This is a genomic window from Halorubrum tebenquichense DSM 14210, assembly GCF_000337415.1.
Taxonomy (GTDB): Archaea; Halobacteriota; Halobacteria; order Halobacteriales; family Haloferacaceae; genus Halorubrum; species Halorubrum tebenquichense.
Map to the genome: position 1 here is coordinate 41,996 of NZ_AOJD01000075.1, position 23,167 is coordinate 65,162.

24 protein-coding genes are annotated in these 23,167 nt (G+C 71.0%); 13 read left to right on the plus strand and 11 right to left on the minus strand.

What is annotated here, in order from left to right:
* Positions 1–64 precede the first annotated feature (64 nt).
* The 3 genes from C472_RS13585 to C472_RS13595 all read right to left on the minus strand — a co-directional run bounded on the left by C472_RS13585 (position 65) and on the right by C472_RS13595 (position 2,258).
* Complete coding sequence (locus tag C472_RS13585; protein ID WP_006630421.1) at positions 65–976, minus strand: 1,4-dihydroxy-2-naphthoyl-CoA synthase; 912 nt, start codon at positions 974–976, stop codon at positions 65–67.
* Positions 977–1,140: 164 nt separating this feature from the next.
* The gene (locus C472_RS13590) at positions 1,141–1,380 is read right to left on the minus strand and encodes a hypothetical protein (protein WP_049906658.1); all 240 of its coding nucleotides are present in this window, start codon (positions 1,378–1,380) and stop codon (positions 1,141–1,143) included.
* Between the two features lie 104 nt (positions 1,381–1,484).
* Positions 1,485–2,258, minus strand: a complete 774-nt coding sequence (locus C472_RS13595) for a GTP cyclohydrolase III (protein ID WP_006630423.1) — start codon at positions 2,256–2,258, stop codon at positions 1,485–1,487.
* 185 nt (positions 2,259–2,443) lie between these two features.
* On the opposite strand from C472_RS13595, the gene C472_RS13600 reads away from it, so the two are divergent.
* From C472_RS13600 to C472_RS13625, 6 genes are all read left to right on the plus strand, one after another.
* Positions 2,444–3,223, plus strand: a complete 780-nt coding sequence (locus tag C472_RS13600; RefSeq protein WP_006630424.1) for an HAD-IIA family hydrolase — start codon at positions 2,444–2,446, stop codon at positions 3,221–3,223.
* Positions 3,224–3,518: 295 nt separating this feature from the next.
* Entirely contained in the window at positions 3,519–4,865 is a 1,347-nt protein-coding gene (locus C472_RS13605; RefSeq protein ID WP_049906660.1) for a DUF92 domain-containing protein, read from the plus strand.
* Between the two features lies 1 nt (position 4,866).
* Positions 4,867–5,331 carry a GNAT family N-acetyltransferase gene (locus tag C472_RS13610; RefSeq protein ID WP_006630427.1) on the plus strand — a complete coding sequence of 155 codons (465 nt, stop codon included), beginning with the start codon at positions 4,867–4,869 and terminating at the stop codon, positions 5,329–5,331.
* An 87-nt stretch (positions 5,332–5,418) separates the two neighbouring features.
* On the plus strand, positions 5,419–5,802 hold the full coding sequence (hisI, locus tag C472_RS13615) for a phosphoribosyl-AMP cyclohydrolase (protein ID WP_006630428.1): 384 nt from the start codon (positions 5,419–5,421) through the stop codon (positions 5,800–5,802).
* A 3-nt stretch (positions 5,803–5,805) separates the two neighbouring features.
* Positions 5,806–6,999 carry a DUF7118 family protein gene (locus C472_RS13620; RefSeq protein WP_006630429.1) on the plus strand — a complete coding sequence of 398 codons (1,194 nt, stop codon included), beginning with the start codon at positions 5,806–5,808 and terminating at the stop codon, positions 6,997–6,999.
* A gap of 106 nt (positions 7,000–7,105) precedes the next feature.
* Positions 7,106–7,504: a hypothetical protein gene (locus C472_RS13625; protein ID WP_006630430.1), complete on the plus strand. Its 399-nt coding sequence runs from the start codon at positions 7,106–7,108 to the stop codon at positions 7,502–7,504.
* A 31-nt stretch (positions 7,505–7,535) separates the two neighbouring features.
* Here the strand turns inward: C472_RS13625 and C472_RS17600 are convergent, their stop codons facing one another.
* From C472_RS17600 to C472_RS17325, 5 genes are all read right to left on the minus strand, one after another.
* Positions 7,536–7,703 (minus strand): hypothetical protein, encoded by a 168-nt coding sequence (locus C472_RS17600; RefSeq protein ID WP_006630431.1) that lies wholly within the window; start codon positions 7,701–7,703, stop codon positions 7,536–7,538.
* Positions 7,704–7,795: 92 nt separating this feature from the next.
* A complete protein-coding gene (locus C472_RS13630; RefSeq protein ID WP_006630432.1) occupies positions 7,796–8,347 on the minus strand; it encodes a hypothetical protein in 552 nt (183 codons plus the stop codon).
* A 52-nt stretch (positions 8,348–8,399) separates the two neighbouring features.
* On the minus strand, positions 8,400–9,560 hold the full coding sequence (locus C472_RS13635; protein ID WP_006630433.1) for an acyl-CoA dehydrogenase family protein: 1,161 nt from the start codon (positions 9,558–9,560) through the stop codon (positions 8,400–8,402).
* 50 nt (positions 9,561–9,610) lie between these two features.
* Positions 9,611–10,828: a mandelate racemase/muconate lactonizing enzyme family protein gene (locus tag C472_RS13640; protein WP_006630434.1), complete on the minus strand. Its 1,218-nt coding sequence runs from the start codon at positions 10,826–10,828 to the stop codon at positions 9,611–9,613.
* Positions 10,825–10,971: a hypothetical protein gene (locus tag C472_RS17325; protein ID WP_161612651.1), complete on the minus strand. Its 147-nt coding sequence runs from the start codon at positions 10,969–10,971 to the stop codon at positions 10,825–10,827. The genes C472_RS13640 and C472_RS17325 overlap by 4 nt, the downstream gene beginning before the upstream one ends.
* Positions 10,972–11,089: 118 nt before the next feature.
* Here C472_RS17325 and C472_RS13645 point away from each other — a divergent pair, with 118 nt between their 5' ends.
* From C472_RS13645 to C472_RS13665, 5 genes are all read left to right on the plus strand, one after another.
* The gene (locus tag C472_RS13645; RefSeq protein WP_006630435.1) at positions 11,090–12,409 is read left to right on the plus strand and encodes a DUF362 domain-containing protein; all 1,320 of its coding nucleotides are present in this window, start codon (positions 11,090–11,092) and stop codon (positions 12,407–12,409) included.
* A gap of 102 nt (positions 12,410–12,511) precedes the next feature.
* A complete protein-coding gene (locus tag C472_RS13650; protein ID WP_006630436.1) occupies positions 12,512–13,300 on the plus strand; it encodes an SDR family oxidoreductase in 789 nt (262 codons plus the stop codon).
* Positions 13,297–13,644: a cupin domain-containing protein gene (locus C472_RS13655; RefSeq protein ID WP_006630437.1), complete on the plus strand. Its 348-nt coding sequence runs from the start codon at positions 13,297–13,299 to the stop codon at positions 13,642–13,644. The genes C472_RS13650 and C472_RS13655 overlap by 4 nt, the downstream gene beginning before the upstream one ends.
* A gap of 21 nt (positions 13,645–13,665) precedes the next feature.
* The gene (locus C472_RS13660; protein WP_006630438.1) at positions 13,666–14,487 is read left to right on the plus strand and encodes a fumarylacetoacetate hydrolase family protein; all 822 of its coding nucleotides are present in this window, start codon (positions 13,666–13,668) and stop codon (positions 14,485–14,487) included.
* A 53-nt stretch (positions 14,488–14,540) separates the two neighbouring features.
* Positions 14,541–17,261, plus strand: a complete 2,721-nt coding sequence (locus C472_RS13665; protein ID WP_006630439.1) for an ATP-dependent helicase — start codon at positions 14,541–14,543, stop codon at positions 17,259–17,261.
* A gap of 38 nt (positions 17,262–17,299) precedes the next feature.
* Here the strand turns inward: C472_RS13665 and C472_RS13670 are convergent, their stop codons facing one another.
* On the minus strand, positions 17,300–18,016 hold the full coding sequence (locus tag C472_RS13670) for a DUF47 domain-containing protein (RefSeq protein WP_006630440.1): 717 nt from the start codon (positions 18,014–18,016) through the stop codon (positions 17,300–17,302).
* Between the two features lie 117 nt (positions 18,017–18,133).
* Positions 18,134–19,219 (minus strand): phosphoribosylaminoimidazolesuccinocarboxamide synthase, encoded by a 1,086-nt coding sequence (locus C472_RS13675; RefSeq protein ID WP_006630441.1) that lies wholly within the window; start codon positions 19,217–19,219, stop codon positions 18,134–18,136.
* A gap of 187 nt (positions 19,220–19,406) precedes the next feature.
* Here C472_RS13675 and C472_RS13680 point away from each other — a divergent pair, with 187 nt between their 5' ends.
* Positions 19,407–20,039 (plus strand): tRNA (cytidine(56)-2'-O)-methyltransferase, encoded by a 633-nt coding sequence (locus C472_RS13680; RefSeq protein ID WP_049906669.1) that lies wholly within the window; start codon positions 19,407–19,409, stop codon positions 20,037–20,039.
* A 22-nt stretch (positions 20,040–20,061) separates the two neighbouring features.
* On the opposite strand, the gene C472_RS13685 is transcribed toward C472_RS13680, so the two are convergent.
* Positions 20,062–21,552, minus strand: a complete 1,491-nt coding sequence (locus tag C472_RS13685) for an ATPase domain-containing protein (protein WP_006630443.1) — start codon at positions 21,550–21,552, stop codon at positions 20,062–20,064.
* A gap of 146 nt (positions 21,553–21,698) precedes the next feature.
* Between C472_RS13685 and C472_RS13690 the strand changes: the two genes are divergently transcribed.
* Positions 21,699–23,159: a PAS domain-containing protein gene (locus tag C472_RS13690; RefSeq protein ID WP_049906663.1), complete on the plus strand. Its 1,461-nt coding sequence runs from the start codon at positions 21,699–21,701 to the stop codon at positions 23,157–23,159.
* The last annotated feature ends 8 nt before the right edge of the window (positions 23,160–23,167 follow it).

Sequence of the window (23,167 nt, forward strand, 5' to 3'; positions counted from 1 at the left end):
AGGTGACCTCGGCGACGTCGGCGAGGGACGCCGAATCCGCCTCACCCGTGGCGGTCTCCGGCGCTCAGTAGTGCCAGGGGTAGTCCCGGAAGTTCGGCTCGCGCCCTTCCAGGAACGCGTCGCGGCCCTCGGCCGCTTCGTCGGTCATGTACGCCAGCCGGGTCGCCTCGCCGGCGAACACCTGCTGGCCGACCATCCCGTCGTCGGCCATGTTGAACGCGTACTTCAGCATCCGCATCGCGGTCGGCGACTTCCGGGTCATCTCGTCGGCCCACTCCAGGGCCACCTCCTCCAGTTCCTCGTGCGGGATCACCTCGTTGACCATCCCCATGTCTTCGGCCTCCTCGGCGGAGTAGGTCTTCCCGCGGAAGAACACTTCGCGGGCCTTCTTCTGGCCGATCTGCTTCGCGAGGTAGGCGGAGCCGAACCCGCCGTCGAAGGAGGCCACGTCCGGGTCGGTCTGGAGGAACTTCCCGTGTTCCTCGCTGGCGAGCGTCATGTCGCAGATCACGTGTAGCGAGTGGCCGCCGCCGACCGCCCAGCCCGGGACGACCGCGACGACCGGCTTCGGCATGAACCGGATCAGGCGCTGGACTTCGAGAATGTGTAGCCGACCGGCGCGGGCCTCCTTGACGAGCGGGTCGTCCTCGTCGGCCGCCTCGTCGTCGTCGCGGTACTCGTAGCCGGAGCCGCCGCGGACCGACTGGTCGCCGCCCGAGCAGAACGCCCACCCGCCGTCCTTCTCCGAGGGCCCGTTGCCGGTGAGGAGGACGCAGCCCACGTCGGCCTGCTTGCGGGCGTGGTCGAGCGCGGCGTACAGCTCGTCGACCGTGCCCGGCCGGAAGGCGTTGCGGACCGCGGGGCGGTCGAACGCGATCCGGACCGCGGGGACGTCGACGGCGCGGTGGTAGGTGATGTCGTCGAACTCGTCGGTGACGGGCTCCCACGCGTCGGGATCGAAGATCTCCGAGACCATGCCCGGACGTACGCCCGGGCCGCTCATAAACGCCGCCGGATCGGGCGAACGGGGAGGGCTACCGGTTCGAGCGCGGTCCCCCGCGCCGGCGCGCGACGAGGACCGGGAGCCGGGACCAGCGGCGGGGGCGGACGCCGGGGGCGCGGTCCGTCCGCCGAGACGTGTCAGTCGTTCTGCGCGTGCGCACCCTTCGGATGCCCCTTGTGCTGGAGGTTCCGATTGTCGCGTTCCCGCGTCGCGGTCGCGGGGATGACCTCGCGGCTCGGGTCGATCTCCGACCGCGGCATCCCGGTGTAGCCGTGGTCGGGGTGTTCGGAGCAGTGCGCCATCGCGTCGTGCGAGCCCTCCCACGGGCCCTCGTCACAGCCGTCCGCCGTACAGACGAACACTATATCCTCTGACATGCTGATCGGGGGTTCCCGACCGGTGTATAAAAATCTCGCACCGAAATTATCAGAGTTGATTTCGGTTGGTGCCCCTCGCCCCCGATCCGCAGCGCGTCCCGCGGTCAGTCGCTGACGGCGGGCGCGCCGAACAGTTCGACGCTCGTCCCGGCGTGGCGGCAGTCTTCGAGGGCGTGTTTGGCCGCGAACCCGGCCTCGTGCGCGGAGGCCCCCTGCCCGACCCCGACCTGTAGCTCGATGTCGACGTCCTCCTGGACGTGGTCGACCGCCGCCGAGAACGCCGTCTCGGGCAGGTCCGGGCAGACCGCCACGACGTTGTCGCCGCCGACGAAGAAGGAGAGGGCCCCGTGCGCCTCGCGGAGGTGGCGCATCAGCGAGCCGTACGCCCGTTCGATGTTGATGAACGTGTCGAACTCGTTGAGTCGGTCGGTGTACTTCCCGGTCGCGTTGACCACGTCGAAGTGCGCCACCTGGAGGTCCGACCGGTTCGTCTCCGAGAGGTACTCCCCGGCGAGCACCTCCGTGCGACTCTCGTCTTGGGCGCTGCCCGCGGTCTGGAGCCGCCGGTTCGCGGCCTCCAGCGCGTCGACGGGACGCTCGGCGACGGCGGTCCCGAGGCTGACGCTGACCGGATAGCGGTTGCCGATCGACTCCTGAAGGGTCGCGTGGGCCGCGCCGTCGACGCCGTTCGTCACCGCGATCATGTTGTCGAATCTGGTGAAGAAGACGTAGGCGTCGCGGTGGCCGAGGAACTGCGCCACGTCGGCGAAGAGGCGCGACTGGAGCGTCTGGAGGTCCATCTCGCGGCGCGGCTCCGGCGTCGTCGTCCACGGCCCGTAGTTGTCGATCTGGACGAGGGTCACCTGGGTCGTCGTCACAGTGGACACCGGTACGGAACGCTGCCGCTTTACCCTTCCGTTATCCCGAAGATGGAACTGGTACCGAGTTCGTGATTCGGTTCGGGTCGGCGATCGTCGCCCGCGGCGGTCGTCCGGCGGGAGCCCGAGTCGTCCGACGCGGATCCGGGCGCAACCCCTACGGCCGTGGCGCGCGCAGTCCCGGCATGGAATTCAGCGGTGCCGTCCTCGACGTCGACGGTACGGTCGTGCGCGGCGACGAGCCGATCCCGGGCGCTCCCGCGGGGTACCGCCGGCTCCGGGAGGCCGGGATCGAGACGCTGTTCGTCTCGAACAACCCGACGAAGGCACCGCCCGCGTACGTCGACCGCCTCGGGGCGGCGGGGTACGACGTCGACGCCGACCGCGTCTTCACCGCGGGCAGCGTGACGACGCGGTACCTCCGGCGACACCACGCCGACGACGATCTGCTCTGTGTCGCCGATCCCGGACTGCTCGACCAGTTCGAGGCGGCGGGGCTGTCGACGACCGACGACGTCGACGCCGCCGACGCGCTGGTCGCCTCGATCGACCGCGAGTTCGACTACGAGGACCTCTGTACGGCGCTGTGGGCCTTGGAGCGCGACATCCCCTTCATCGGCACCGACCCCGACGTGGTGATCCCGGCTCCCGAGCGCGACGTGCCCGGGTCCGGCGCTGTGATCCACGCGATCGCCGGCGTCGCCGAGCGCGACCCCGACGCCGTCCTCGGGAAGCCGTCGGACACCGCGATCGAGATGGTCCGCGAGCGGCTCCCGTACCCGCCGGAGGAGTGTCTCGTCGTGGGCGACCGCCTCGACACGGACATCGCGCTCGGCGAGCGCGCCGGGATGACGAGCGTCCTCGTCCGCTCCGGCGTCACCGACGCGGACGACCTCGCGGCGTCCGCGGTCTCGCCCGACTACGTCCTCGACCATCTCGGCGAGATCGACCGCGTCATCGGGTGAACGCTGGATTCGCTGAGCGTTTCACCTCCGCCGCGTGGACAACAGTTATATGCCAGCGACCGCTTCGCTCACACATGAGTGTGGTTGACTCACACGAAGACGGGACCGGGGACGACGAGGAAGATCCGGAGGCGTCCGTCCGCGTGCTGGAGGGACACGCGGTCCAGTTCAACGAGTACCGGTACTGACGGCATCCTGACGGCGTCTGTTCGGCATCCGCCGGGCGGAGTCCGCCCGGCTCGACCGCCCGACGGCTGTCGGGACCGTTAAGTGGTCGTCGCGGGTAGCCGGGGGTGTGATACGGAGGGTCCGACGCGAGAGTGTCTTCGCCGCGGTGGCCGCCCTCGCGGCCCTCGCACCGACGCTCGGCGACGCCGCCGCGGTGCCCTTCTTCGCCGTCGCCGGGGCCGCCTTCTTCGGCGTCCGCGACGGCGAACTGTTCGAGACGCTCGCCCTCCCGGGCGACCGCGAGGAAGAACGCCTCTACGGGCTCGTCTCCTTCGCGCTCGCCGGCGGAGGGCTCGCCCTCTTCGCGTCGCTGCCGCGCGCGTTCGGGCGCGTCCCGCTTCCGTACGAGGCGTTCGCGGCCGCGACGCTCGCAGTCGCCGCCGGCCGCCTCGGCCGGACGCTCCTCTCCCGCGAGACGAGCGACGAGTTCACGCTCGTCGCCGGCTACGTCGCCGCCGGGACGGCCGCCGCCCTCGCTGGGCAGGTCGCGGTCCGCCTCCAGACCGGCGCGCCGGTCGACGGCGCGACGGTCCCGCTCTTGACGTTCCTCGCGGCGGCGGCCGCGCTGACGGCCGCGCTCGTCCGCTCGTTGGTGTTCTCGCGGGACGCCCACATCACCAGCGTCCTCGTCGCGTTCGCGACGTGGGGGTTCCTCGCCTTAGAGCCGACCGTGGGCGCGCCGCTCATCGCCGTCGGCCTCGCGGTGACGGGCGCGCTCGGCTACGTCTCGTTCGCCATCGGCACCGCCTCGGTGGCCGGGATGCTCACGGGCGTCGTCTCGGCGCTGCTCGCGGTCGTCCTCGGCGGCGTCGGCTGGTTCCTCACGCTCATGTCCTTCTACGCGATCGGCGGGCTGGCCTCGAAGTACCGGTTCGACGAGAAGGCGGAGCGCGGGGTCGCACAGGAGAACGAGGGCGCGCGCGGCACCGGCAACGTGCTGGCGAACTCCGCGGTCGCGCTCGCGGCGGTCGTCGGCTACGCGGCCGCGCCCCACCTCGCGCTCCCGGCCGCGCCGCTCGGCTTCCTGTTCGCCGGCGCGACGGCGACCGCGATGGCCGACACCCTCTCGTCTGAGATCGGCGGCCTCTTCGACGGGCCGCGGCTGGTGACGACGCTCCGGCGCGTCGAGCCCGGCACCGACGGCGCGATCACCTGGCAGGGCGAACTGGCCGGGCTCGTCGGCGCGCTGCTCGTCGGCGCGCTCGCCGCCGTCGGGGCTCCCCTCTTCGACCCGGTCGTCTCGGGGGGCGTCGCCGCAGCCGGGGCCGTCGTCGCCGCGGGCGTCGCCGGGATGACCGTCGACAGCCTCCTCGGGGCCCTGATCGAGGGCGACCGGGTCGGCAACCAGGCCGTGAACTTCCTCGCGACGCTCGCCGGCGGGGCCGTCGCCGTCGCGCTCTGGGCGGTGGTGTGAGATGGCGGGCGACGACGCAGACCCCGACTCCGGACCCGACGAGCCCGACCCCCGAGTCCGCCCCGGTCGTCCCGGCGACGCCGACCGGATCCGCGAGCTCCAGTCGTACCTCCGGCAGCCGAGCCCGGACCTCTTGGAGTACGGGCTCGCGGTGGGGGCCGCCCGCGTGAGCGTCGCGGACCGCCGCGTCGTCGGCTACCTGCTCCCGGTCGACGGGCCGAACCGCCGCGGCGTCCACCTCGCGGAACTCGTCGTCGCGCCCGCGTTCAGGCGCGAGGGGCGGGGGCGCGCGCTGCTCCGCGCGGCGATCGCCGACGCCGACGGCCCGGTGACGCTCCAGGCCCACCCCGACAACGACGCCGCGCTCGCGCTGTACGAGTCGCTCGGCTTCGAGGTCGTCGAGCGGCGACCGGACGCGTACGCCGACGGCGACGCGCTCGTGTTACGACGGGACCCGGACACGTAGCGGTCGCGGGGCGGCCCGCCGTCGATGCGTTCCCGACCGGTGGCCGCAGACACAAGGACTATTCGAGCGCCACGCCTCCGGACAGCCATGAGTGACGCCGACGCGGAGGCCGAGCCGATCGACGTCGACTTCGGCGAGGACGGGCTGGTGCCGGCGGTCGCGCAGGACGCCGACTCCGGCGAAGTGCTAATGTTGGCGTACGTCTCGCCCGAGGCGCTCGAACGCACCCGCGAGACCGGCGAGGCCCACTACTACTCCCGGTCCCGCGAGGAGCTGTGGCACAAGGGCGGCTCGTCTGGCCACACCCAGTCGGTCCGGGAGGTCCGGGTGGACTGCGACGCCGACACCCTGCTGTACCTCGTCGAGCAGGAAGGCGGGGCCTGCCACACCGGCCACCGCTCGTGTTTCCACCGGACGATAGACGGCGAGAACGTCGGTGAGCGCGTCTTCGACCCGGACGAGGTGTACTGACCGATGGCGGACGGGGACGGCGGGACGGGGAGCGCCCGGGCCGCCCGCGGCGACGCCGAGAGCGACGCCGACGACCCCGTCGCCGAGGCGGGGGAGGCGGCCGCGCGGCTCCGCGAGCGCTACGACGAGCTCCGGCGGGTCGAATCGCGGATCGACGGGTACGGCCGAGACCGGGTCGAGGCCGCCGCGGACGCCTACCGGCTGGCGCACCGCGTCCTCGACCGCTACGAGGAGGACGCGGTCGGCTCCGGCGACTTCGAGTCGTACGTCCGGTTCCGCGGCGAGTTCGGCGAGGCGGTCGACGTCGGCGACGAGGTCCCCGCCGGCGACGCCTTCGAGGCGGCCGACGAGGCGGTGGACAAGCGCCGGCTCTCCGAGGGGGACATCGCCGCCGCCCGCGAGGCGCTGGAGCCGGCCGGCGAGTTCGTCGACCTCCTGGAGGCGTACGACGACGCGGTCGACGACTACCGGGCGGCCCGGAAGGCGGCCCGCGAGGCCCGCAAGCGACTGGAGGCGCGGCTCGACGGGCTCCGCGAGGTGGCCGAGATGGCCGACGCCGACCTCGACGCCGACCTCTCTCGCCTCCGCGGCCCGATCGAGGCGTACGACGAGGCGGTCCGGGAGGCGTTCCGCGAGTTCTTCAAGTCGGCGTCCGCCCGGGAGGTGTTCGAGTTCCTCGACCGCGCCGACGGGACGCCGTTCGTCGACGTCGACGTGCCGCCGACGGACCTCGCGGAGTACGTCGAGACGCACGCGGCCGGCGAGGAGCCGCCGGCGACCCTGCTGGAGTACGCCGACTACACGAACTCGAAGCTCGAACACTACGTCGACGACCCGGGCGCGCTGCGGACCGCGGTCGCGGTCCACCGGACCTACCTCGAACGGCTCGACGGCGAGCCGCTGACGCTCGACTGGCCGCCGAAGCCGGGCGACGAGCTCGCCTACGAGATCGATGAGCTGGTCCCGCTCGTCGGGCGGATCGCCGACGACGAGGTCGTCGCGACGCTGCGCGAGGTGCGGGAACTCGCGCGGAGCGACGGGTACGAGCGGCTCCGGCGCGCGGCCGAGGTCCGCCACGCGCTCGACGACCCCGATCTGGCCCTGATCGAGCGCGGCGAGGCCGACGAGCGGGTCGTGACCGCCGAGGAGACGCGCTCCGTCGTCGACGACGTGCTGGCGGAGACGGAGCGGGACTGAGCCGGACGGGACCCGTCGCCCGGGGCAGAGCGGGGCGGGGCCGGCCGGCGCGGCCTCGCCGGGGCAGAGTGCGGATTTTTAAGCCCCGTCGCGGCCGAGCGGAGGTATGACCCGATTCGACGCCGCGACCGAGGACGAGCGGCTGAAGCTGTTCGCCGACGCCGCGGCCGCGCACCGCGCGCGCTCCGGCGACGTGATGACCGTCGACGTCGACCCCGACAGCGACGACACCGAGGGCGGCGAGGTCCCCCCGTGGATCCAGCTCGCGGGCACGGAGCTGATACTTGACTGTACCGACGAGGAGCTCGAACGCCTGAAGGACCTGCTCGGGGAGTTCCCCGAGTTCCGAATCGACGAACTGGTCAGCCCCGAGGAGGCCGAGGGGACCAACGCCGTCGTCACCGCGCGGTCGGACGCGAACCGCGTCGCGGGGTTCATGGAGCGCGCCTTCCGCGAGGTGTACGAGCTCGACGAGGCGTACAAGGCGTGGGTGACCGCGGTCTGAGAGCGGTCCCGACGACCGCCCCGCCCGACGGTCACTTCGCGAAGTAGCTGGTGAAAAAGCCCGAGAGGAAGGAGCTGACGGCGACCGCGACGAGGAGGTCTGTCGTGTCGTGGTCCCCGTCGCCGGCCGCGAGCCAGGTGACTGCGACGCCGATGCCGAGCGATATCACGCCGTTCGCGGTGTCTGCTTTGAGACCCATGCGTTCCGTTGGCGGCGGACGGATAAAACCGATGTGGCGCTCTCGACCCCGGTCCGGTCGGCGGTCGGCCGCGGCGGCCGCGCTCGCCGGAGTCAGTGGAAGCCGCGGTCGACGTCGTCCTCGTCGATCAGGTCGTCGAGCTCCGAGGTGAGCAGCTCCTCGGCCGCCTCGAAGGTGTCCGACAGCTCGTCGAGCTCGTCGGGCCGGTCGTCGAACTCGTACTCCATCGGGCCGAAGGCGGGCGACTCGACCGCCTCCATCACGTCCTCGAAGAGGTGGTCGGGGTCTGTCGGCGCTTCGGCGTGGACCCGCAGCGTCTCCGTGAGCCGCGTCGCCATCTCCTCGGCGTGCTCCTCGTCCTCGGGGGCCGACCGAACGGCGAACCGGCCGTCGCTGTCGGCGTCCGGCAGGAGCGGGTCGAGCTCGTCGTCGACCTTGCGGGCGACGCGCGTCCCGACGCCGCGGAGGTCGCGGGGGTTCTTCGCGTACGTCTTCAGGTGGTAGAGTCCGACACTCGGGTGGCCGAAGTAGAGGTCCTCGCCGAGCCCCTCGCGGCGGGAGCCGGCGACGGCGCGCCAGCCGTCGGGGTCGGTCGAGTCGCTCGCGACGTCCGCGAGGATGTCGTCCCAGTCTCGTACGCGCATGTCGGTCGACGTGTCGGCCGCGCGAGCGCAAGAGCGTGTCGGTGGCGGCCGCTTACTGGTACGCCTGCATCCCGGTGAGGTCCTCGCCGAGGATCAGCGTGTGGATGTCGTGGGTGCCCTCGTAGGTGTACACCGTCTCCATGTTCGCCATGTGGCGCATCGGCGAGTAGTCGGCGGTGATCCCGTTGCCGCCGAGCATCTCGCGGGCGATCCGCGACTGGTCGCGGGCGGTCCGGACGTTGTTCCGCTTGGCCATCGAGACGTGCTGCGGCCGCATCTCGCCCGCCTCCTTCAGGTCGGCGAGCCGGTGGGCGAGCAGCTGCGCGAGCGTGATCTGCGTCGCCATCTCCGCGAGCTTCTCCTGTTGCAGCTGGAAGCCGCCGATCGGCTTGCCGAACTGCTCGCGGTCGGTGGCGTACTCGCGGGCGACCTCGAAGCAGTCCGCGGCCGCGCCGACCGCGCCCCACGCGATGCCGTAGCGGGCCTGCGTGAGACACGACAGCGGCCCCTTCATCCCGGAGACTCCGGGGAGGCGGTTCTCGGCCGGGACGCGGACGTTCTGGAGGCTGATCTCGCCCGTGATCGACGCCCGGAGGCTGAGCTTCTCGTCGATCTTGTTCGTCGTGACGCCGTCGCGGTCGGTCTCGACGAGGAACCCGCGGACGGGCGTCCCCTCCTCGCCGTGGTCTTTCGCCCACACGACCGCGACGTCGGCGATGGGGGAGTTCGTGATCCACGTCTTCGAGCCGTTCAGGACGTACTTGTCGCCGTCCGGCTCGGCCATCGTCTCCATCGCCGAGGGGTTCGACCCGTGTTCCGGCTCGGTGAGCCCGAAGCAGCCGACCGCCTCGCCCGCGCCGAGCCGCGGCAGCCACTCCTCCTTCTGCTCGTCGCTACCGAACGCGTGGATCGGGTACATCACCAGCGCGCCCTGGACGCTCGCCATCGAGCGGAGCCCGGAGTCGCACGCCTCCAGTTCCCGCATCAACAGGCCGTACGCCCGCTCGCTCACGTCAGGCAGGCCGTAGCCGTCGAGGTTCGGCGCGTAGAATCCCATCTCGCCCATCTTCGGGACGAGCTCCGTCGGGAACGTGCCGTCGATCCAGTGGTCCCCCATGTCCGGCACCTCGCCGTCGATGAACGAGCGGGCGGAGTCGACGAGGAGGCGCTCCTCCTCGGACAGGGTCGACTCCATGTCGAAGTAATCTAGCATACCAACGCTTGCGTTGCCAAGGATAAATAAGTATATTCCCGCCTGAGCGCTCAGAACCCGTCGGTCCCGCCGAGGCGGTGCTCTTCGACGACATCCATGTCAAGTTCGATGCCGAGGCCGGGCGTCTCCGGCACGGCGATGCGACCGTCCTCGATCAGGGGCTCGTCGCGCGCCAGCAGGTCATCCCACCAGTCGACCTCCAGCGCGTGGTACTCCAGCAGGTCGAAGTTCGGCGTGGCGGCACCGAGGTGGACGCAGGCCATCGTCCCGACGGGGCTACAGACGTTGTGCGGGGACATCGGGATGTAGTTCTCCTCGGCGCGGTCGGCGATCCGCATCGTCTCCGTGAGCCCGCCGACGGTCGCCGGGTCGGGGGTGACCACGTCGACGCCGTGGTCGTAGATCAGGTCCGACAGCTCGAACACGCGGAAGCGGTTCTCTCCGGTGGCGACCGGGGTCCGCGTCGCGCTCGTCACCTCCTTTTGCGCCGCCATGTTCTCCGGCGGGATCAGGTCCTCCAGCCACATCAGGTCGAACTCCTCAAGTTGGTGTGCGAGCCGCTTCGCGCTCTCGACGGAGTAGTCCCAGTGGCAGTCGAAGGCGAGGTCGACGTCGGAGCCGATCTCGTCGCGCACGGCCGCGACGATCTCGCGTTTCTCTCGGATCGCGGCGTTCGTCAGCCGCCCGTTGTACGGGTCGTTCTCGTTGTCGGCCGGGAGGTCGAGGTCGAACTTCAGCGCCGAAAAGCCCATGTCGGTGACCCGAGCCGCCTCCGCGGCGTACGCCTCCGGGGAGTACGCCTCGGCGTCGGCGTAGGCGGTCGCGCCGTCCTCGACCGCGTACGCCTCGCCGGCGTGGCAGTCGCAGTAGAGCCGGACCTCGTCGCGGTACTTCGAGCCGAGCAGCTGGTAGACGGGGAGTCCGAGGATCTTCCCGGCCGCGTCCAGCAGCGCGATCTCGATGCCGGAGGCCGCGGTGACGACCTTCCCGGTCGTGCCGCCGTGGCCCGACATCTCTTGGAGGACGTAGCGGACCAGCCGCTCGACGTCGAGCGGGTTCTCGCCGACGAGGAACCGGTTCGTGTACTCGACGAGCTCCGGGACGCCGCCGCCGCGGTACGCCTCGCCGATCCCGGTGACGCCCGCGTCCGTCTCCACCCTGATCAGGTTCCACTCGAAGTTCCCCTCGACGACGCAGGCGTCGAGGCCGGTGATCCGCACGTCTCGGTCCGGGTCGCGAGTGTCGATCTGGCCCGAGTAGTCTCTCATGGGTGCCTCGATCCCGTGTCGGCGGTCGGTCGGCCGCGAACGTCGGCGGCGCGTCTCTGGTCGGTGAGCGTCCGGTCGGAGAGGCGGGCGAGCGACCCCGGCGGCGGCTCGGTCGAGGCCGACTCGGTTTCGGTGATCCGCATGCGTGGTGCGGTGTCACACGGATACAAGTAAACCGCTGTATCGGCAATGCTCCCGGGGGTTCCGTCGGGCCGGGTGGAGCGACCCGCAGTTTTTGTATCGTCGCCGCGAGGGGCCCGCATGGAGTTCCCCGATCGCTCCGCGGTCGACGACCTCATCGATCCGCAGCCGCTCCCCGAGTTCGCACGGGTCCGGTACGAGCCGGAGACGCAGCGGCTCGACGACCCCGTCGGAGCGGCGCGCGAGGCGGTGGACGCGCTGGATCTGGACGGGCTCGACTCGGGCGCGACCGTCGCCGTCGGCGTCGGCAGCCGCGGGATCGACCGCGTCGACGAGGTCGCGGCGGCGGTCGTCGAGCGGGTCGCCGAGCGCGGCCTCGACCCGGTGGTGGTGCCCGCGATGGGCAGTCACGGCGGCGCGACCGCCGAGGGACAGCGGGAGGTGCTGGCGTCGCTCGGGATCACCGAGGCGTCCGTCGGCGCGCCGATCGACGCGCGCATGGCGGCCGCGGAGCTGGCGGCTGTCTCGGTCGGCGACGCCGACCTCCCGGTGTACTTCTCGGAGGCGGCGCTCGCGGCCGACGCGGTCCTCGTCGTGAACCGCGTGAAGGCCCACACAAACTTCACCGGGGCGATAGAGAGCGGGCTCGCGAAGATGACCGTCGTCGGGCTCGGCAAGCAGCGCGGCGCGAAGTCGTTCCACTCGACGGCGATCGCCGAGGGGTACGTCGAGGCGCTGACGGCCGCGCTCGACGTCATCGAGCGCGAGACCCCGATCGTCGGCGGGATCGCGCTCGTCGAGAACTTCGAGGAGGAGATCGGACACCTTGAGGCGGTCCCCGCCGGCTCGTTCCTCGACCGCGAGCCGGAGCTGCTGGAGCGGGCGTACGACGAGATGCCGACGCTGCCCGTCGACGACGTCGACCTGCTCGTCGTCGACGAGATCGGCAAGGAGATCTCGGGCGCGGGCATGGACACGAACGTCATCGGCCGCTACCGCGTGCTCAACGCGCCCGACCCGGAGACACCCGACGTCGACATCATCTACGTGCGGGGGCTCACGGACGCCACGAAGGGGAACGGGAACGGGATCGGGCTCGCAGACCTCACCCGGCGGGCGGCCGTCGGCGACCTCGACCTGACGAAGACATACGCGAACGCGCTCACCAGCGGGTCGCTCGCGAAGTCGAAGCTCCCCGTCGTGGCACCCGACGACGAGTTCGCGCTCCGGACGGCGCTGGCCGCGCTCGGGGGGTACGACCCCGAGACGGTGCGGGTCGTCTGGATCTGCAACACGCAGGACCTCGGGGAGTTCCTGGTCTCGGACGCCGTGGTCGAGGACCTCCCGGCGGCGGCGAGGGTGGTCGGCCGCGAGGCGGTGACGTTCGAGGGCGGGACCGCGGCGCTCGACGAGCCGATCGGCGGCGGACCGGAGCCCTGAGACGCTCGGGGGACCGGTTTCGGACCCCGAACCGGGCTCCACCGGCTCCCGCCGGTTGCCTGCAGGAAAACGTTTTCACGCCGGCCTCGGGACGGGAGAAACATGGACCTAGGGATCGACGGGAACGCGGCCCTCGTCACGGCGTCGTCCAGCGGACTCGGCAAGGCATCGGCGAAGGCGCTCGCGCGGGAGGGCGTGAACGTCGTCATCAACGGCCGCGACGAGGAGCGGCTGGCGGACGCGAAAGCGGAGGTCGAGGCGGTCGCGACGGGCGAGGTCGTCGCCCACTCCGCCGACCTGACGGACGCGGACGAGATCGCGGCGCTCGTCGAGGCGACCGTCGACGAGTTCGGCACGATCGACCACCTCGTGACGAGCGCCGGCGGCCCGCCGTCGGGCGCGTTCCTCGACACCGACGACGAGGACTGGCAGCACGCCTACGACCTGCTCGTGATGAGCGTCGTCCGGCTGGCGCGGGCGTCGTATCCCCACCTCAAGGAGGGCGACGGCGGGACCATCGTCAACATCACGTCTCGCAGCGTGAAGGAGGCCCTCGACAGCCTCGTCCTCTCGAACGCGGTCCGGATGGGCGTCATCGGACTGGAGAAGACGCTCTCGAAGGAGTTCGCCCCGGAGGTCCGCGCCAACGCCGTCCTGCCGGGCCCCCACGAGACGAGCCGGATCCGCGACCTCGTCGAGGCCGCCGTCGAGCGCGGCGAGTACGACTCCTACGAGGAGGGGCTCGGCGACTGGGCGGGCAACCCGCTCGACCGGATCGGCGACCCGATGGAGCTCGGCGACACCGTCGCGTTCCTCTCGTCGCCGAAGTCGGGCTTCGTCAACGGCACCGCGCTACCGATCGACGGGGGGGCGACCGGAGCGAACCTATGAGGCCGGTCGCGTTCGACGAGGCGGAGAGCTACGAGCCCGACGAGGGGTGGCGGCGCGTCTCGATGGCCGGCAGCGACCGGTTCTCCTTCGAGTGGTTCGAGAAGCCGCCGGGACACAGCTCGCCGACGCACGACCACGAGAACGAGCAGGTGTGCCTCTGTCTGGAGGGCGAACTCACGGTCGCGACCGAGGGCGACTCGGTCACGCTCGAAAAGAACGACTCGGTCCTCCTGGAGTCGAACGAGCCCCACCGCGTCGAGAACACCGGCGACGAGCGCGCGGTCGGCCTCGACGTGTTCGCGCCCGGCCGCTCGTTCGACTTCTGGACGGACCGCGAGGAGTGAGATGAACGGAGGGAGCCAGCGATGAAGTACCTCGCACGCACGGCGACCGGCGACCCGCTGCTCGGCGACGAGGAGGGGTACGTCCCCCTCGGCGCGGTCGAACCGGACGCGGAGCGCGTCCGCGACGCGCTTCCCCGAGCGGCCGCGGGGACGCTCGGCGACGCCGCCGACGCGACCGCCGACCCGGTCCCCGCAGAAGACCTGTCGTTCGGCGCGCCGCTCGCGTCGTTCGGGAAGCTGTGGGGGATCGGCCTGAACTACGAGGAGCACGCCGGCGACCTCGACGAGCAGCGCCCCGCGGAGCCGGCGAGTTTCATGAAGCCGTCCTCGGTCCTGACGGGACCGGGCGGGCCGATCCGGCTGCCGCCGGAGTCGCAGAGCGAGCGGGTGACCGCCGAGGCGGAGCTCGCGGTCGTGATGGGGCGGACGTGTCGGAACGTCGCCGAGGACGGGGTCGAGGACGTGATCGCGGGCTTCCTCCCCGTGATCGACATGACCGCGGAGGACGTGCTCCAGCGGAACCCGCGGTTCCTCACGCGGGCGAAGAGCTACGACACGTTCCTCGTGCCCGGTCCCGCGATCGCGGTGCCGGAGGGGCCGCTCGACTTGGCGGGGCTCTCGGTGCGGACCGAGGTCAACGGGGAGGTGCGGGCCGAAAACGAGATCCGGAACATGCTGTTCCCGCCGGCTGAGATCGTCTCGTTCCACTCCGACGTGATGACGCTGGAGCCGGGCGACCTGTTCAGCACGGGGACGCCCGGCGCGGCCCCGATCGACCCCGGCGACGAGGTGCGGGCGGTCGTCGAGTCGGTCGGGTCCGTCGGCGCGCCGGTGACGCGGTAGGCCGTCGACGCACCCACCGACAGCGTTTTTCGCCGCGGCCGCCGAGCGGGAGCGTGAACCTTCGGGGGCCGATCGTCTCCGTCGGGGAGGCGCGGACGGTGTCGACGTCGTACGGCGAGCGCGACTGCCGCGAGGTGCGCGTTCGGCCCGACCGCGGCGCGGGCGAGCCGGTCGACGTGACGCTGTGGGGGAAGTGGACGGAGACGGCGGAACACGCCGAGACCGGGATGGAACTGCTCGTCACGGAGACCGAGGAGGACGAGTACCGCGGCGAGGTCGGGTACGCGACGACCGACGAGTCGTGGGTCGTCCTCGAACCCGACTTCCTCGTCGACGTGACCGGGATCCGGTCGTGGGTGCAGTGCCCGCGGATGTACTACCTGAACAAGCTCTCCGGGATCCCGCTCAACTACCCGGTGGTCAAGGGGACCATCGTCCACGAGGTGTTCGGCGACCTGCTGCGCGGGGTGGACCTCGAAGCGTCCATCGCCGACCGCGTGGACGAGGCCGGGCTGGAGCTCGGCCTGCTCGGGTACGAGCGCGAGGAGGTCGAAGACGAGGTGCGCCGCAACGCCGCGGCCGTCGAGGGGTGGCTCGCCCAGGGGACGCTCTCCGACGAGGACACGTGGCGCTCGGAGTTCACCCTCATCTCGCCCACCTTCGGCCTGAAGGGCCGGGCGGACGCCTTGCGGCGCGGCACCCCGGTCGAGCTGAAGACCGGGAAGAACACCAAGCGGGAGCCGCGCTTCCACGACAAGGTACAGGCCGCCTGCTACGCCCTAATGCTCGACGAGCGCGGCGTCGACCCGGACATCGGCACGCTGCTGTACACGAAAAACACCGCCTTGGACCGCAACGAGGAGTCGGGCGACCTCGCGCCCGCCAAGGAGTTCACCGTCGGCCGCGGGTTCTTAGAGTTCGTCGTGCGCGAGCGCAACGCCCTCGCCGCGATGGAGTGGCGCGCGCTCAACGACCCCGGCGAGCGCCCGACCGTGCCGACGGGGTACGAGGCGGACGCGACGTGTAGCTACTGCTTCGAGCAGGACGCCTGTATGGTCGTTTCCGGGCGGCTCGACCAGGAGTCGAAGGCGGGGCAGATCGGGACGCCGGTCCCCGACGAGGAGCGCGACTACTTCGACCGCTTCTACACCGCGATCGAGGAGGAGCGCCGCGAGACCCACGCCGAGTACCGGAAGCTGTGGGAGCAGACGCCCGAGGAGCGCGCCGCGGACGACCGCGCGCTAATCGGGCTGGAGCCGGCCGGACAGACGGAGATCGACGACGCCCGCTGGGAGCTCCGCGCCCGCAAGCCCGGCGACGCCGTCTCGAAGCTCCGCGAGGGCGACGTGGCGCTCGCGAGCGACGGCGACCCCGTCTCGGGCCACGCCGAGCTCGGCCGGATCGTCGAACTCGGGGGCGACGAGGTCGTCGTCGAGGCGGACGAGCCGGTCGAACTGCGCCGCCTCGACGTGTACCCCTCCGAGATCTCCGTCGACCGCTCGCTCACCGCGCTCCACGACGCGGTCCTGAAGGGGAACGAGGCGCGCAAGGACGTGCTGTTCGGGCGTCGAGAGCCGGCGTTCAGGGATCCCGCGGACCGGTCGACCGGGAGTCCCGGACCCGCCGACCCGGACGCCCCCGAGGCGTACATCGACAACAACGACGCCCAGAACGAGGCGGTCGAACTCGCGGTCGACGCCGAGGACTGCGCGCTGATCCACGGGCCGCCGGGGACCGGGAAGACGTACACCATCGCGCGGACGATCCGCGCCCTGGTCGCGGAGGGGAACCGGGTGCTGCTGTCGGCGTTCACGAACCGCGCGGTCGACAACGCCCTCGAAGCGCTGCGCGACCAGGGCTTCGACGACGTGTTACGAGTCGGGACCGAGACCGGCGTCCGCGACGACATGCGCGACGTGCGGCTCGTCCAGCGCGGCGACCCGAACGCGAAGGCCGCAGAGCTGCGCGACGCGCCGGTCGTGGCCGCCACCACCGCGGCCTGCGGCTCCCGGGTGCTGCGCGAGTGCGAGTTCGACGTGGCCCTCGTCGACGAGGCCTCGCAGCTCACGGAGCCGGGCACCCACGCCGCGATCAACCGCGCCGACCGGTTCGTCCTCGTCGGCGACCACGAGCAGCTCCCGCCAGTCGTCCGCGCCGAGAACGACCTGAGCACCTCGCTGTTCGAGCGGCTCATCGACGCGTACCCGGAGGCGAGCGTCATGCTCGACCGCCAGTACCGCATGAGCCAGCGCATTCAGGCGTTCGCCTCCGCGGAGTTCTACGACGGCGCGCTCCGGCCCGCGACGCCCGAGGTGGCCGGGCAGACGCTCGCCGACCTCGGCGTCGACCCGGACGCGCTCGCTCCCGAACTGACCGGCGGGGTCGGGTTCGTCGACCCCGCCGGCGAGCGCGACGGGAACCGCAACGTCCGCGAGGCGGAGCGCGTCGCCGCGGTCGTCGACGCCTACGTCGCGGCCGGCGTCGACCCGGACGACATCGGCGTGATCGCGCCCTTCCGGGCGCAGGTCGCGGAGATCGGCCGCCGGACCGACGTGACCGTCGACACCGTCGACCGCTTCCAGGGCTCCTCGAAGGAGGTGATCGTCGTCTCGCTGGTGGCGACCGGCGACCTCGACGGGCCCATCTTCGAGGACCACCGCCGCGTGAACGTGGCGCTCACGCGGGCGAAAAAGCAGCTGACGATCGTCGGCGACGCCGACGCCCTCGGCTTCGACCCCTTCTACGCGCGGCTGCTGGAGTGGGCGCGACGGTGACGGGGCGGTGACGCGACGGTGACGCGGGACCGAGACGGTCAGTTCTCGTCCGCGTCGGACGGCGACTCGGTCACGATCCCCGGTTCCTTGCTCGCGATCACGACGATCCGGTCGGTGAGGTCCTCGACTGCGTTGGCGAGCTCGTCCAGCAGGATCGCGAGCTCCCGGTAGACGAGGGGCTGGTCGACCGCATCGTCGGCGAACACGGTCGCTATCGCGTCGTTGCGGAGGTCGTCGCACTCGCTCTCCAGTTCGCGGATCGCCTCGATCCCCTCGGTCAGCGTCTCCGTGGCGTCGGCGCGCGCCAGCCCCCTGACGAACCCCCCGACGACGCCGTCGAGGACCGCGACCATCTCGGCGATCCGGGCGGCCATCTCGCGCATGTCGTCGAAGGCGTCGACGCCTGCGTCGGGTCGCATCATCGCCACTTCCTGTGCGATCCGCTCGGTGTGATTCGCGACCACGTCCAGTTCGTTGTAGAAGTCGAGCAGGGCGGACTCGTTGAAGTTGATCCGGGTGTTCAACAGTCCGATGTCGTCCGGGCCCGCGTCCGTGATGAGCGCCCTGAGGTCGCGGACGAGGTCGTCGCACTCGCTCTCGACGGCCCCTATCTCGTCGACCGTGTCGCGGTACGGCCCGTCCGCCGCGTACTCGTCGAGGACCCGCGGCAGGAGGGCGACGCAGTCGTCGATCCGGTCGAGGTACGCCGCGGTCTGCGTCTCCAGCCGCTCCCCGAAATCGGCCTCGGTGGTCATGCCTTCATCCACGCGCGTCGCCGGTAAAGAGGTTCCCTCGCGTCCGATCGATGGTGAGGGTCCGGGCGGTCCGGTGACCGCCGGCGACCCCGCCGGCACCCGCGATCCCCGACGGCGTTACAGGTCGTCGACCGCGTCGAGCGCCGCCTCGACGTCGGGGACGTCGAACCAGTCGCGGTCGGTGTAGGCGTTCGTCCCGGCCGCGTACAGGTCCGAGACCGCGTCGACGACCTCGGCGGGGAGGGGAACGGGGTCAGGCTCGCAGAGCTCGCGCCAGTCGTCGATGTCGCGGCCCGCGACCGACTCCTTCGCCTCCTTCACGGCCGCGACCCAGTCGGGGTCGTTCGCCTTGTACCACTGGCGGACGACCTCTTTCGAGACGCCGCGGCCGCCGTAGGAGAACCGGTTCTCGTCGAAGGTGCCGACCACGTCGGCGACGCGGAGCTCGCCGTCGGCGTAGAGGCACTCGATCTTCCCGTCCTCGTGGACGAACCCCGCCGCGTCGGCGCGCTCGGTGACGACGCGGTTCACGTCGCGCGCGAGCGACTCCAGCGCGTCGACGTCGGCCGCGCCCGCGATCTCGTCCGCCTCCGCCCGGGTGAGGTAGCGGTCCTGCTGTTCGTACTTCGTCGAGAACTCCACGACCGGCTCGGGGAGGTCGACCGGCCCGTCCGGCCACTCGTCGGGGTCGAGGCCGGCGCGGCCGTCGAGACCGAACTCCGCCGGGGTCGCGCGTCGCCGCAGACTGGAGCCGACCGGGACCCGGTTGCGGAAGACGACCTCAAGCGGGACGAGGTAGTTGTCGCCGCCCGCGGCGTGGAAGGCGTCGTAGTCGTAGCCCGCGTGGGGCCCCTCGTACGGCAGGTCCGGCACCTGCGTCAGGTCGATGGCCATCTCGGTCGGCGGGGCGCTCGCCTCGTCGAGCGGGACGGCCACCGGCGCGTCGCTCCCGTCGTCGCCGCCGGCACTCTCTCCCGCACCCGGGTCGGTGACGCCCCGGTAGTGGGTCGGGATCCCCTCGCGTTCCAGCAGTTCGAAGTTGAACGCGCCCATCGCGCAGAGGCTCGCCCCCTTGTTCGGGACCGCGTCGGGCATCTGTCCCCAGTCGAACACGGAGTAGGCGTCGGTGAAGACGAACCGCCCCCGGCCGAGTCCGTCGGCGGTCGCCGGCTCGTCGACGCGGAACTCCTTGACGCTCGTCATGGGTCACACCGCGGCCGCCTCCCACATGAAACTTCCAGTTACGTGGTCACCTCAATGCGTCTCGCCCTCATTCGATCCACATATGCGGATCAGAACGGGCGCGGCGGCAGGCCGCGACGGCGGCGACGCTGGCGGGCCGCGCGGTCGCATCGAAAGCGACACCCGGATCGGTCTCCCACCGCGTGGCATGAACGACGCGCGCGAGGTCGTCGTCCTCCGCTACGGCCACCGGCCGGGACGCGACGACCGCATGACGACGCACGTGGGACTCACGGCGCGGGCGCTCGGCGCGGACCGGGTGATCTTCCCCGACAACGCCGGCCAGTCTGCGGAGACCGTCCGCGACATCACCGACCGGTTCGGCGGCCCCTTCGCCGTCGAACTGCGCGACGACCAGAAGGCGATCGTCCGCGAGTTCGACGGGGTCGTCGTCCACCTCACGATGTACGGCGAGCGCATCCAGGACGTGGAAGGCGAGATACGCGAGGCGGCCGGTATCGACGACGCGACCGCGGGCGGGTCACCGCCCGTGCCCCGCGACGTCCTCGTCGTCGTCGGCGGCGAGAAGGTGCCGTGGGCGCTGTACGAGCGCGCCGACTTCAACGTGGGCGTGACGAACCAGCCGCACTCCGAGGTCGCCGGACTCGCGGTGTTCCTCGACCGGCTGTTCGACGGGACCGAACTGGACCGCGAGTGGGCGGACGCCGACCGCCGAGTCGTCCCGGAGGCGACCGGAAAGACGGTCATCGACGCGGACGGGGAAGCGAACGGAGAGGGCGGCGAGGGCGCGGACGGGGAGGCGACAGACTCGGAGAACTGATCCGGGGCAACCGTCCGGTCGCTCAGCGCTCGTCGCCCGCGCCGCGCCGCGGGCGACCGTCGCCGTCGTCGATCGCCTCCGGCGTCCCGCTCAGGATTCCGCGCAGTTCGGACATCGGCTCGCCGACCTCGATCCCCCGGTCGGTGATCCGAAACTCGCGGATCGTCCGCTCGAAGTCGGTCGTCCGCTTTTTCAACACGCCGATCGCCTTCCGGAGTTCGCCGTCCAGTTCGAGGTGGCGCAGGAAGATGATGTTGTCCGCGAGGTAGCTGATGTTCTCCATCGTCGCCCGGAACTCCCCCGTGATGTTGCGCGTCTCGTCGACGAGGATCGTCGTCACCCCCATGTTCTTGAGGTACCGGCCCAGCGCGTGCATCTGCTGGAGCATCGTTCCGTCGGTGCCGCGGAGCGTCAGCCGGTACCCGGCGATGCCGTCGACCATCACGATCTTCGCGTCCCGCGCTTCGACCTCCTCGCGGACCATCCGCGCGAACTCCTGTGGCGACCGCTCCAACGCCTCCACCTCGGTCACCTGTAGGGTCCCCTGTTCGATCATCTCGTCGACCGGGACGCCGATCGCCCGCGACCGGCTGAGGAACGTCTCCTCGCTCTCTTCGAACAGGTAGATGACGGAGCGCTCGCCGTGTTCGGCGGCCTCCCGCATGAACTGCGTGGCGAGAGTGGTCTTGCCGACGCCCGTCGGCCCGCTCACGATGCTGACGGTGCCCCGTTCGATCCCGCCGTTGAGCAGCGCGTCGACCTCGGGGACGCCCGAGGAGATCTGCTCGAAGTCGAACTCGGCCTCGTGTTCGCCGGGCTGTAAGGCGGGGTAGACCTCGACGCCCGCGTCGGTGACCCGATAGGCGTGTTCCCCGCTCCGGGTCGACGACCCGCGGAACTTCGGAACGGCGATCGTCTTGCCGTACCCCGCCTTGTCCAGCCGGATCGTGCCGTCGGTGACGAACTCGAGGTCGTCCGTCGGCAGCGCCTCGGTGTCCTGAACCGTGAACAGCACCGTCGCGTCCCGGTCTTTCAGGAAGCGCATGAAGCCGACGACCTGCTTGCGGAACTGGTAGTCGTCGGACATGAGAAACCGGAGCTGCGTCAGCGGGTCGACGACGACGCGGTCGGGGTCGACCGCGGTCACGCCCTCGACGATCCGCTCCGTGATCGGCTCCTGTTCGACCTCCTCGGGCGCAAAGACCTCGTACGACTGATCTTCGGTGAACACGTCCGCGCCGGGACTCAAATCGAGGAACTCGATCGCGTCGGTGTCGAACCCGAGCGCCTCGGCGTTCGCCTTCAGGTCGCCCACGTCCTCTTCGAGGTTGATGAACAGGGCGGTCTCGCCGCGCTCGGCCCCGGCGGCGAGGAAGTGGAGACTGAGGATCGTCTTCCCGCTCCCCGCCTGTCCGCGGATCATGTAACTTCGCTCTCGGATGAGTCCCCCGGACAGGACCTCGTCGAGGCCGGAGATACCGGTCGAGAGCCGAGTGGGTGACGACTGAGTCATGTTCGCTGCGTACTCGGCGACCGGGCATAAGCGTGTGTGGCGGCCGGGGGAGGATCGTCGGCGGCGAGCCTCGCCGTCGATGGTCGCGGCCGTCGACTCGAATTTTCCGTACCTCTTAGTGGATGTGGGTCGTAATTCTAACAGAGATGGGCTCGAATTCGGATGACATCTTCGGAGGGGCGCAGTCCACAGCGCCGCCCGAGCCCAACGACGGCGTTCGCGTGCTGCTGTTGGTACACCGACGGCGCGACCGCGAGCTGCTCGTCGACGCCCTGAGCGACCGGTACGCGGTCGACACGGCCACCGAGGCGGCGGCGATCGACGAGGCGTTCGACTGCTGCGTCCTCGACGAGGCGGGGTTCGAGCGCGTCCGCGAGCGCATCGAGCCGCGGCGGGAGCGCGCGGACCCGGCCTTCCTCCCGTTCGCGCTGCTGGCGAGCGGGGACACGCGATCGGCGGCGAAGGAGCGCGCGTGGGACCGCGTCGACGACGTGATCGAACTGCCGACGAGCCGCCGGGGGCTCGTCTCGCGGGTCGAGAACTTAGTCGAACGCCGGTCGACATCGGTCCGGCTCTCCGAGACCGTCGACGAACTCCGGCTCAAGGAGCGGGCGATGGACGAGTCGCCGGTCGGTATCTCCCTCGCGGAGGCGACCGACGGCGACGACAACCCGCTCGTCTACCTCAACGGCGGGTTCGAGGAGACAACCGGCCACGGCGAGGAGAAGCTCGGCGAGGACTGCCGGTTCCTTCAAGGGGAAGACACGAGTGCGGAGCCGCGGGCGGCGATCCGCGAGGCGATAGCCGAGGAGCGCCCGGTGTCCGTCGACATCCTCAACTACCGGGCGAACGGCCAGAAGTTCTGGAACCAGGTGACGATATCGCCGATCCGCGACGACGGGGAAGAGGTCGCCCACTACGTCGGCTTCCAGACCGACATCACCGACCGGAAGATCCGGGAGCGCCGCCTGGAGGTGATGACGCGGGTGCTCAAACACAACCTGCGGAACAAGATGAACCTGATCGAGGGGTACGCCGACCTCCTGCGCGGCGAGATCGACGACGAGTCACAGCGGGAGTCGCTGGAAGTGATCTCGGAGACCGCCGATGACCTGATCGGCATCGCGGCCGCGGTCCGCAAGATCAACGAGACGCTCGACGGGACCGAATCGGACGCCCCGATCGACCTCGCCGAGCGGCTGGTCGACCTGCGGGACCGGACCCAACGCCGTTACCCGGACGCGACGGTGACGCTGTCGCTGCCGGACGGCGACCCGATCCACGTGACGGTCGTCGGGTTGATGGTCGCGGTCGAAGAGGCGGTCGAGAACGCGGTGAAACACAACGACGCGGCGAACCCCTCAGTTCACGTGCGCGTCGAACGGCGCTCCGACGGCTGGATCGCCGTCGAGGTTGCGGACGACGGCCCGGGGATCCCGGACCACGAGATGCGGGTGCTGGAGGTGGGCGAGACGTCGCTGACCCACGCCGACCGGCTCGGCATCTGGCTCATGTACTGGGTCGTCGGACGGGCGGGCGGCGAGTTCGACGTCGACACGGGCGACGACGGGACGACCGTTCGGCTGGAGGTCCCGGCGCACCCCTGATCCGGGAT

Bases quoted from the DNA above. Each gene is read 5' to 3' on its own strand.
- C472_RS13670 (WP_006630440.1), bottom strand. From the start codon at position 18,016: ATGACCACCGAGGCCGATTTCGGGGAGCGGCTGGAGACGCAGACCGCG.
- C472_RS13660 (WP_006630438.1), top strand. From the start codon at position 13,666: ATGAAGTACCTCGCACGCACGGCGACCGGCGACCCGCTGCTCGGCGAC.
- C472_RS13600 (WP_006630424.1), top strand. From the start codon at position 2,444: ATGGAATTCAGCGGTGCCGTCCTCGACGTCGACGGTACGGTCGTGCGC.
- C472_RS13610 (WP_006630427.1), top strand. From the start codon at position 4,867: ATGGCGGGCGACGACGCAGACCCCGACTCCGGACCCGACGAGCCCGAC.
- hisI (WP_006630428.1), top strand. From the start codon at position 5,419: ATGAGTGACGCCGACGCGGAGGCCGAGCCGATCGACGTCGACTTCGGC.
- C472_RS13680 (WP_049906669.1), top strand. From the start codon at position 19,407: ATGAACGACGCGCGCGAGGTCGTCGTCCTCCGCTACGGCCACCGGCCG.
- C472_RS13675 (WP_006630441.1), bottom strand. From the start codon at position 19,219: ATGACGAGCGTCAAGGAGTTCCGCGTCGACGAGCCGGCGACCGCCGAC.
- C472_RS17600 (WP_006630431.1), bottom strand. From the start codon at position 7,703: ATGGGTCTCAAAGCAGACACCGCGAACGGCGTGATATCGCTCGGCATC.
- C472_RS13585 (WP_006630421.1), bottom strand. From the start codon at position 976: ATGGTCTCGGAGATCTTCGATCCCGACGCGTGGGAGCCCGTCACCGAC.
- C472_RS17325 (WP_161612651.1), bottom strand. From the start codon at position 10,971: ATGCGGATCACCGAAACCGAGTCGGCCTCGACCGAGCCGCCGCCGGGG.
- C472_RS13645 (WP_006630435.1), top strand. From the start codon at position 11,090: ATGGAGTTCCCCGATCGCTCCGCGGTCGACGACCTCATCGATCCGCAG.
- C472_RS13620 (WP_006630429.1), top strand. From the start codon at position 5,806: ATGGCGGACGGGGACGGCGGGACGGGGAGCGCCCGGGCCGCCCGCGGC.
- C472_RS13685 (WP_006630443.1), bottom strand. From the start codon at position 21,552: ATGACTCAGTCGTCACCCACTCGGCTCTCGACCGGTATCTCCGGCCTC.
- C472_RS13690 (WP_049906663.1), top strand. From the start codon at position 21,699: ATGGGCTCGAATTCGGATGACATCTTCGGAGGGGCGCAGTCCACAGCG.
- C472_RS13625 (WP_006630430.1), top strand. From the start codon at position 7,106: ATGACCCGATTCGACGCCGCGACCGAGGACGAGCGGCTGAAGCTGTTC.
- C472_RS13590 (WP_049906658.1), bottom strand. From the start codon at position 1,380: ATGTCAGAGGATATAGTGTTCGTCTGTACGGCGGACGGCTGTGACGAG.
- C472_RS13630 (WP_006630432.1), bottom strand. From the start codon at position 8,347: ATGCGCGTACGAGACTGGGACGACATCCTCGCGGACGTCGCGAGCGAC.
- C472_RS13640 (WP_006630434.1), bottom strand. From the start codon at position 10,828: ATGAGAGACTACTCGGGCCAGATCGACACTCGCGACCCGGACCGAGAC.
- C472_RS13655 (WP_006630437.1), top strand. From the start codon at position 13,297: ATGAGGCCGGTCGCGTTCGACGAGGCGGAGAGCTACGAGCCCGACGAG.
- C472_RS13635 (WP_006630433.1), bottom strand. From the start codon at position 9,560: ATGCTAGATTACTTCGACATGGAGTCGACCCTGTCCGAGGAGGAGCGC.
- C472_RS13650 (WP_006630436.1), top strand. From the start codon at position 12,512: ATGGACCTAGGGATCGACGGGAACGCGGCCCTCGTCACGGCGTCGTCC.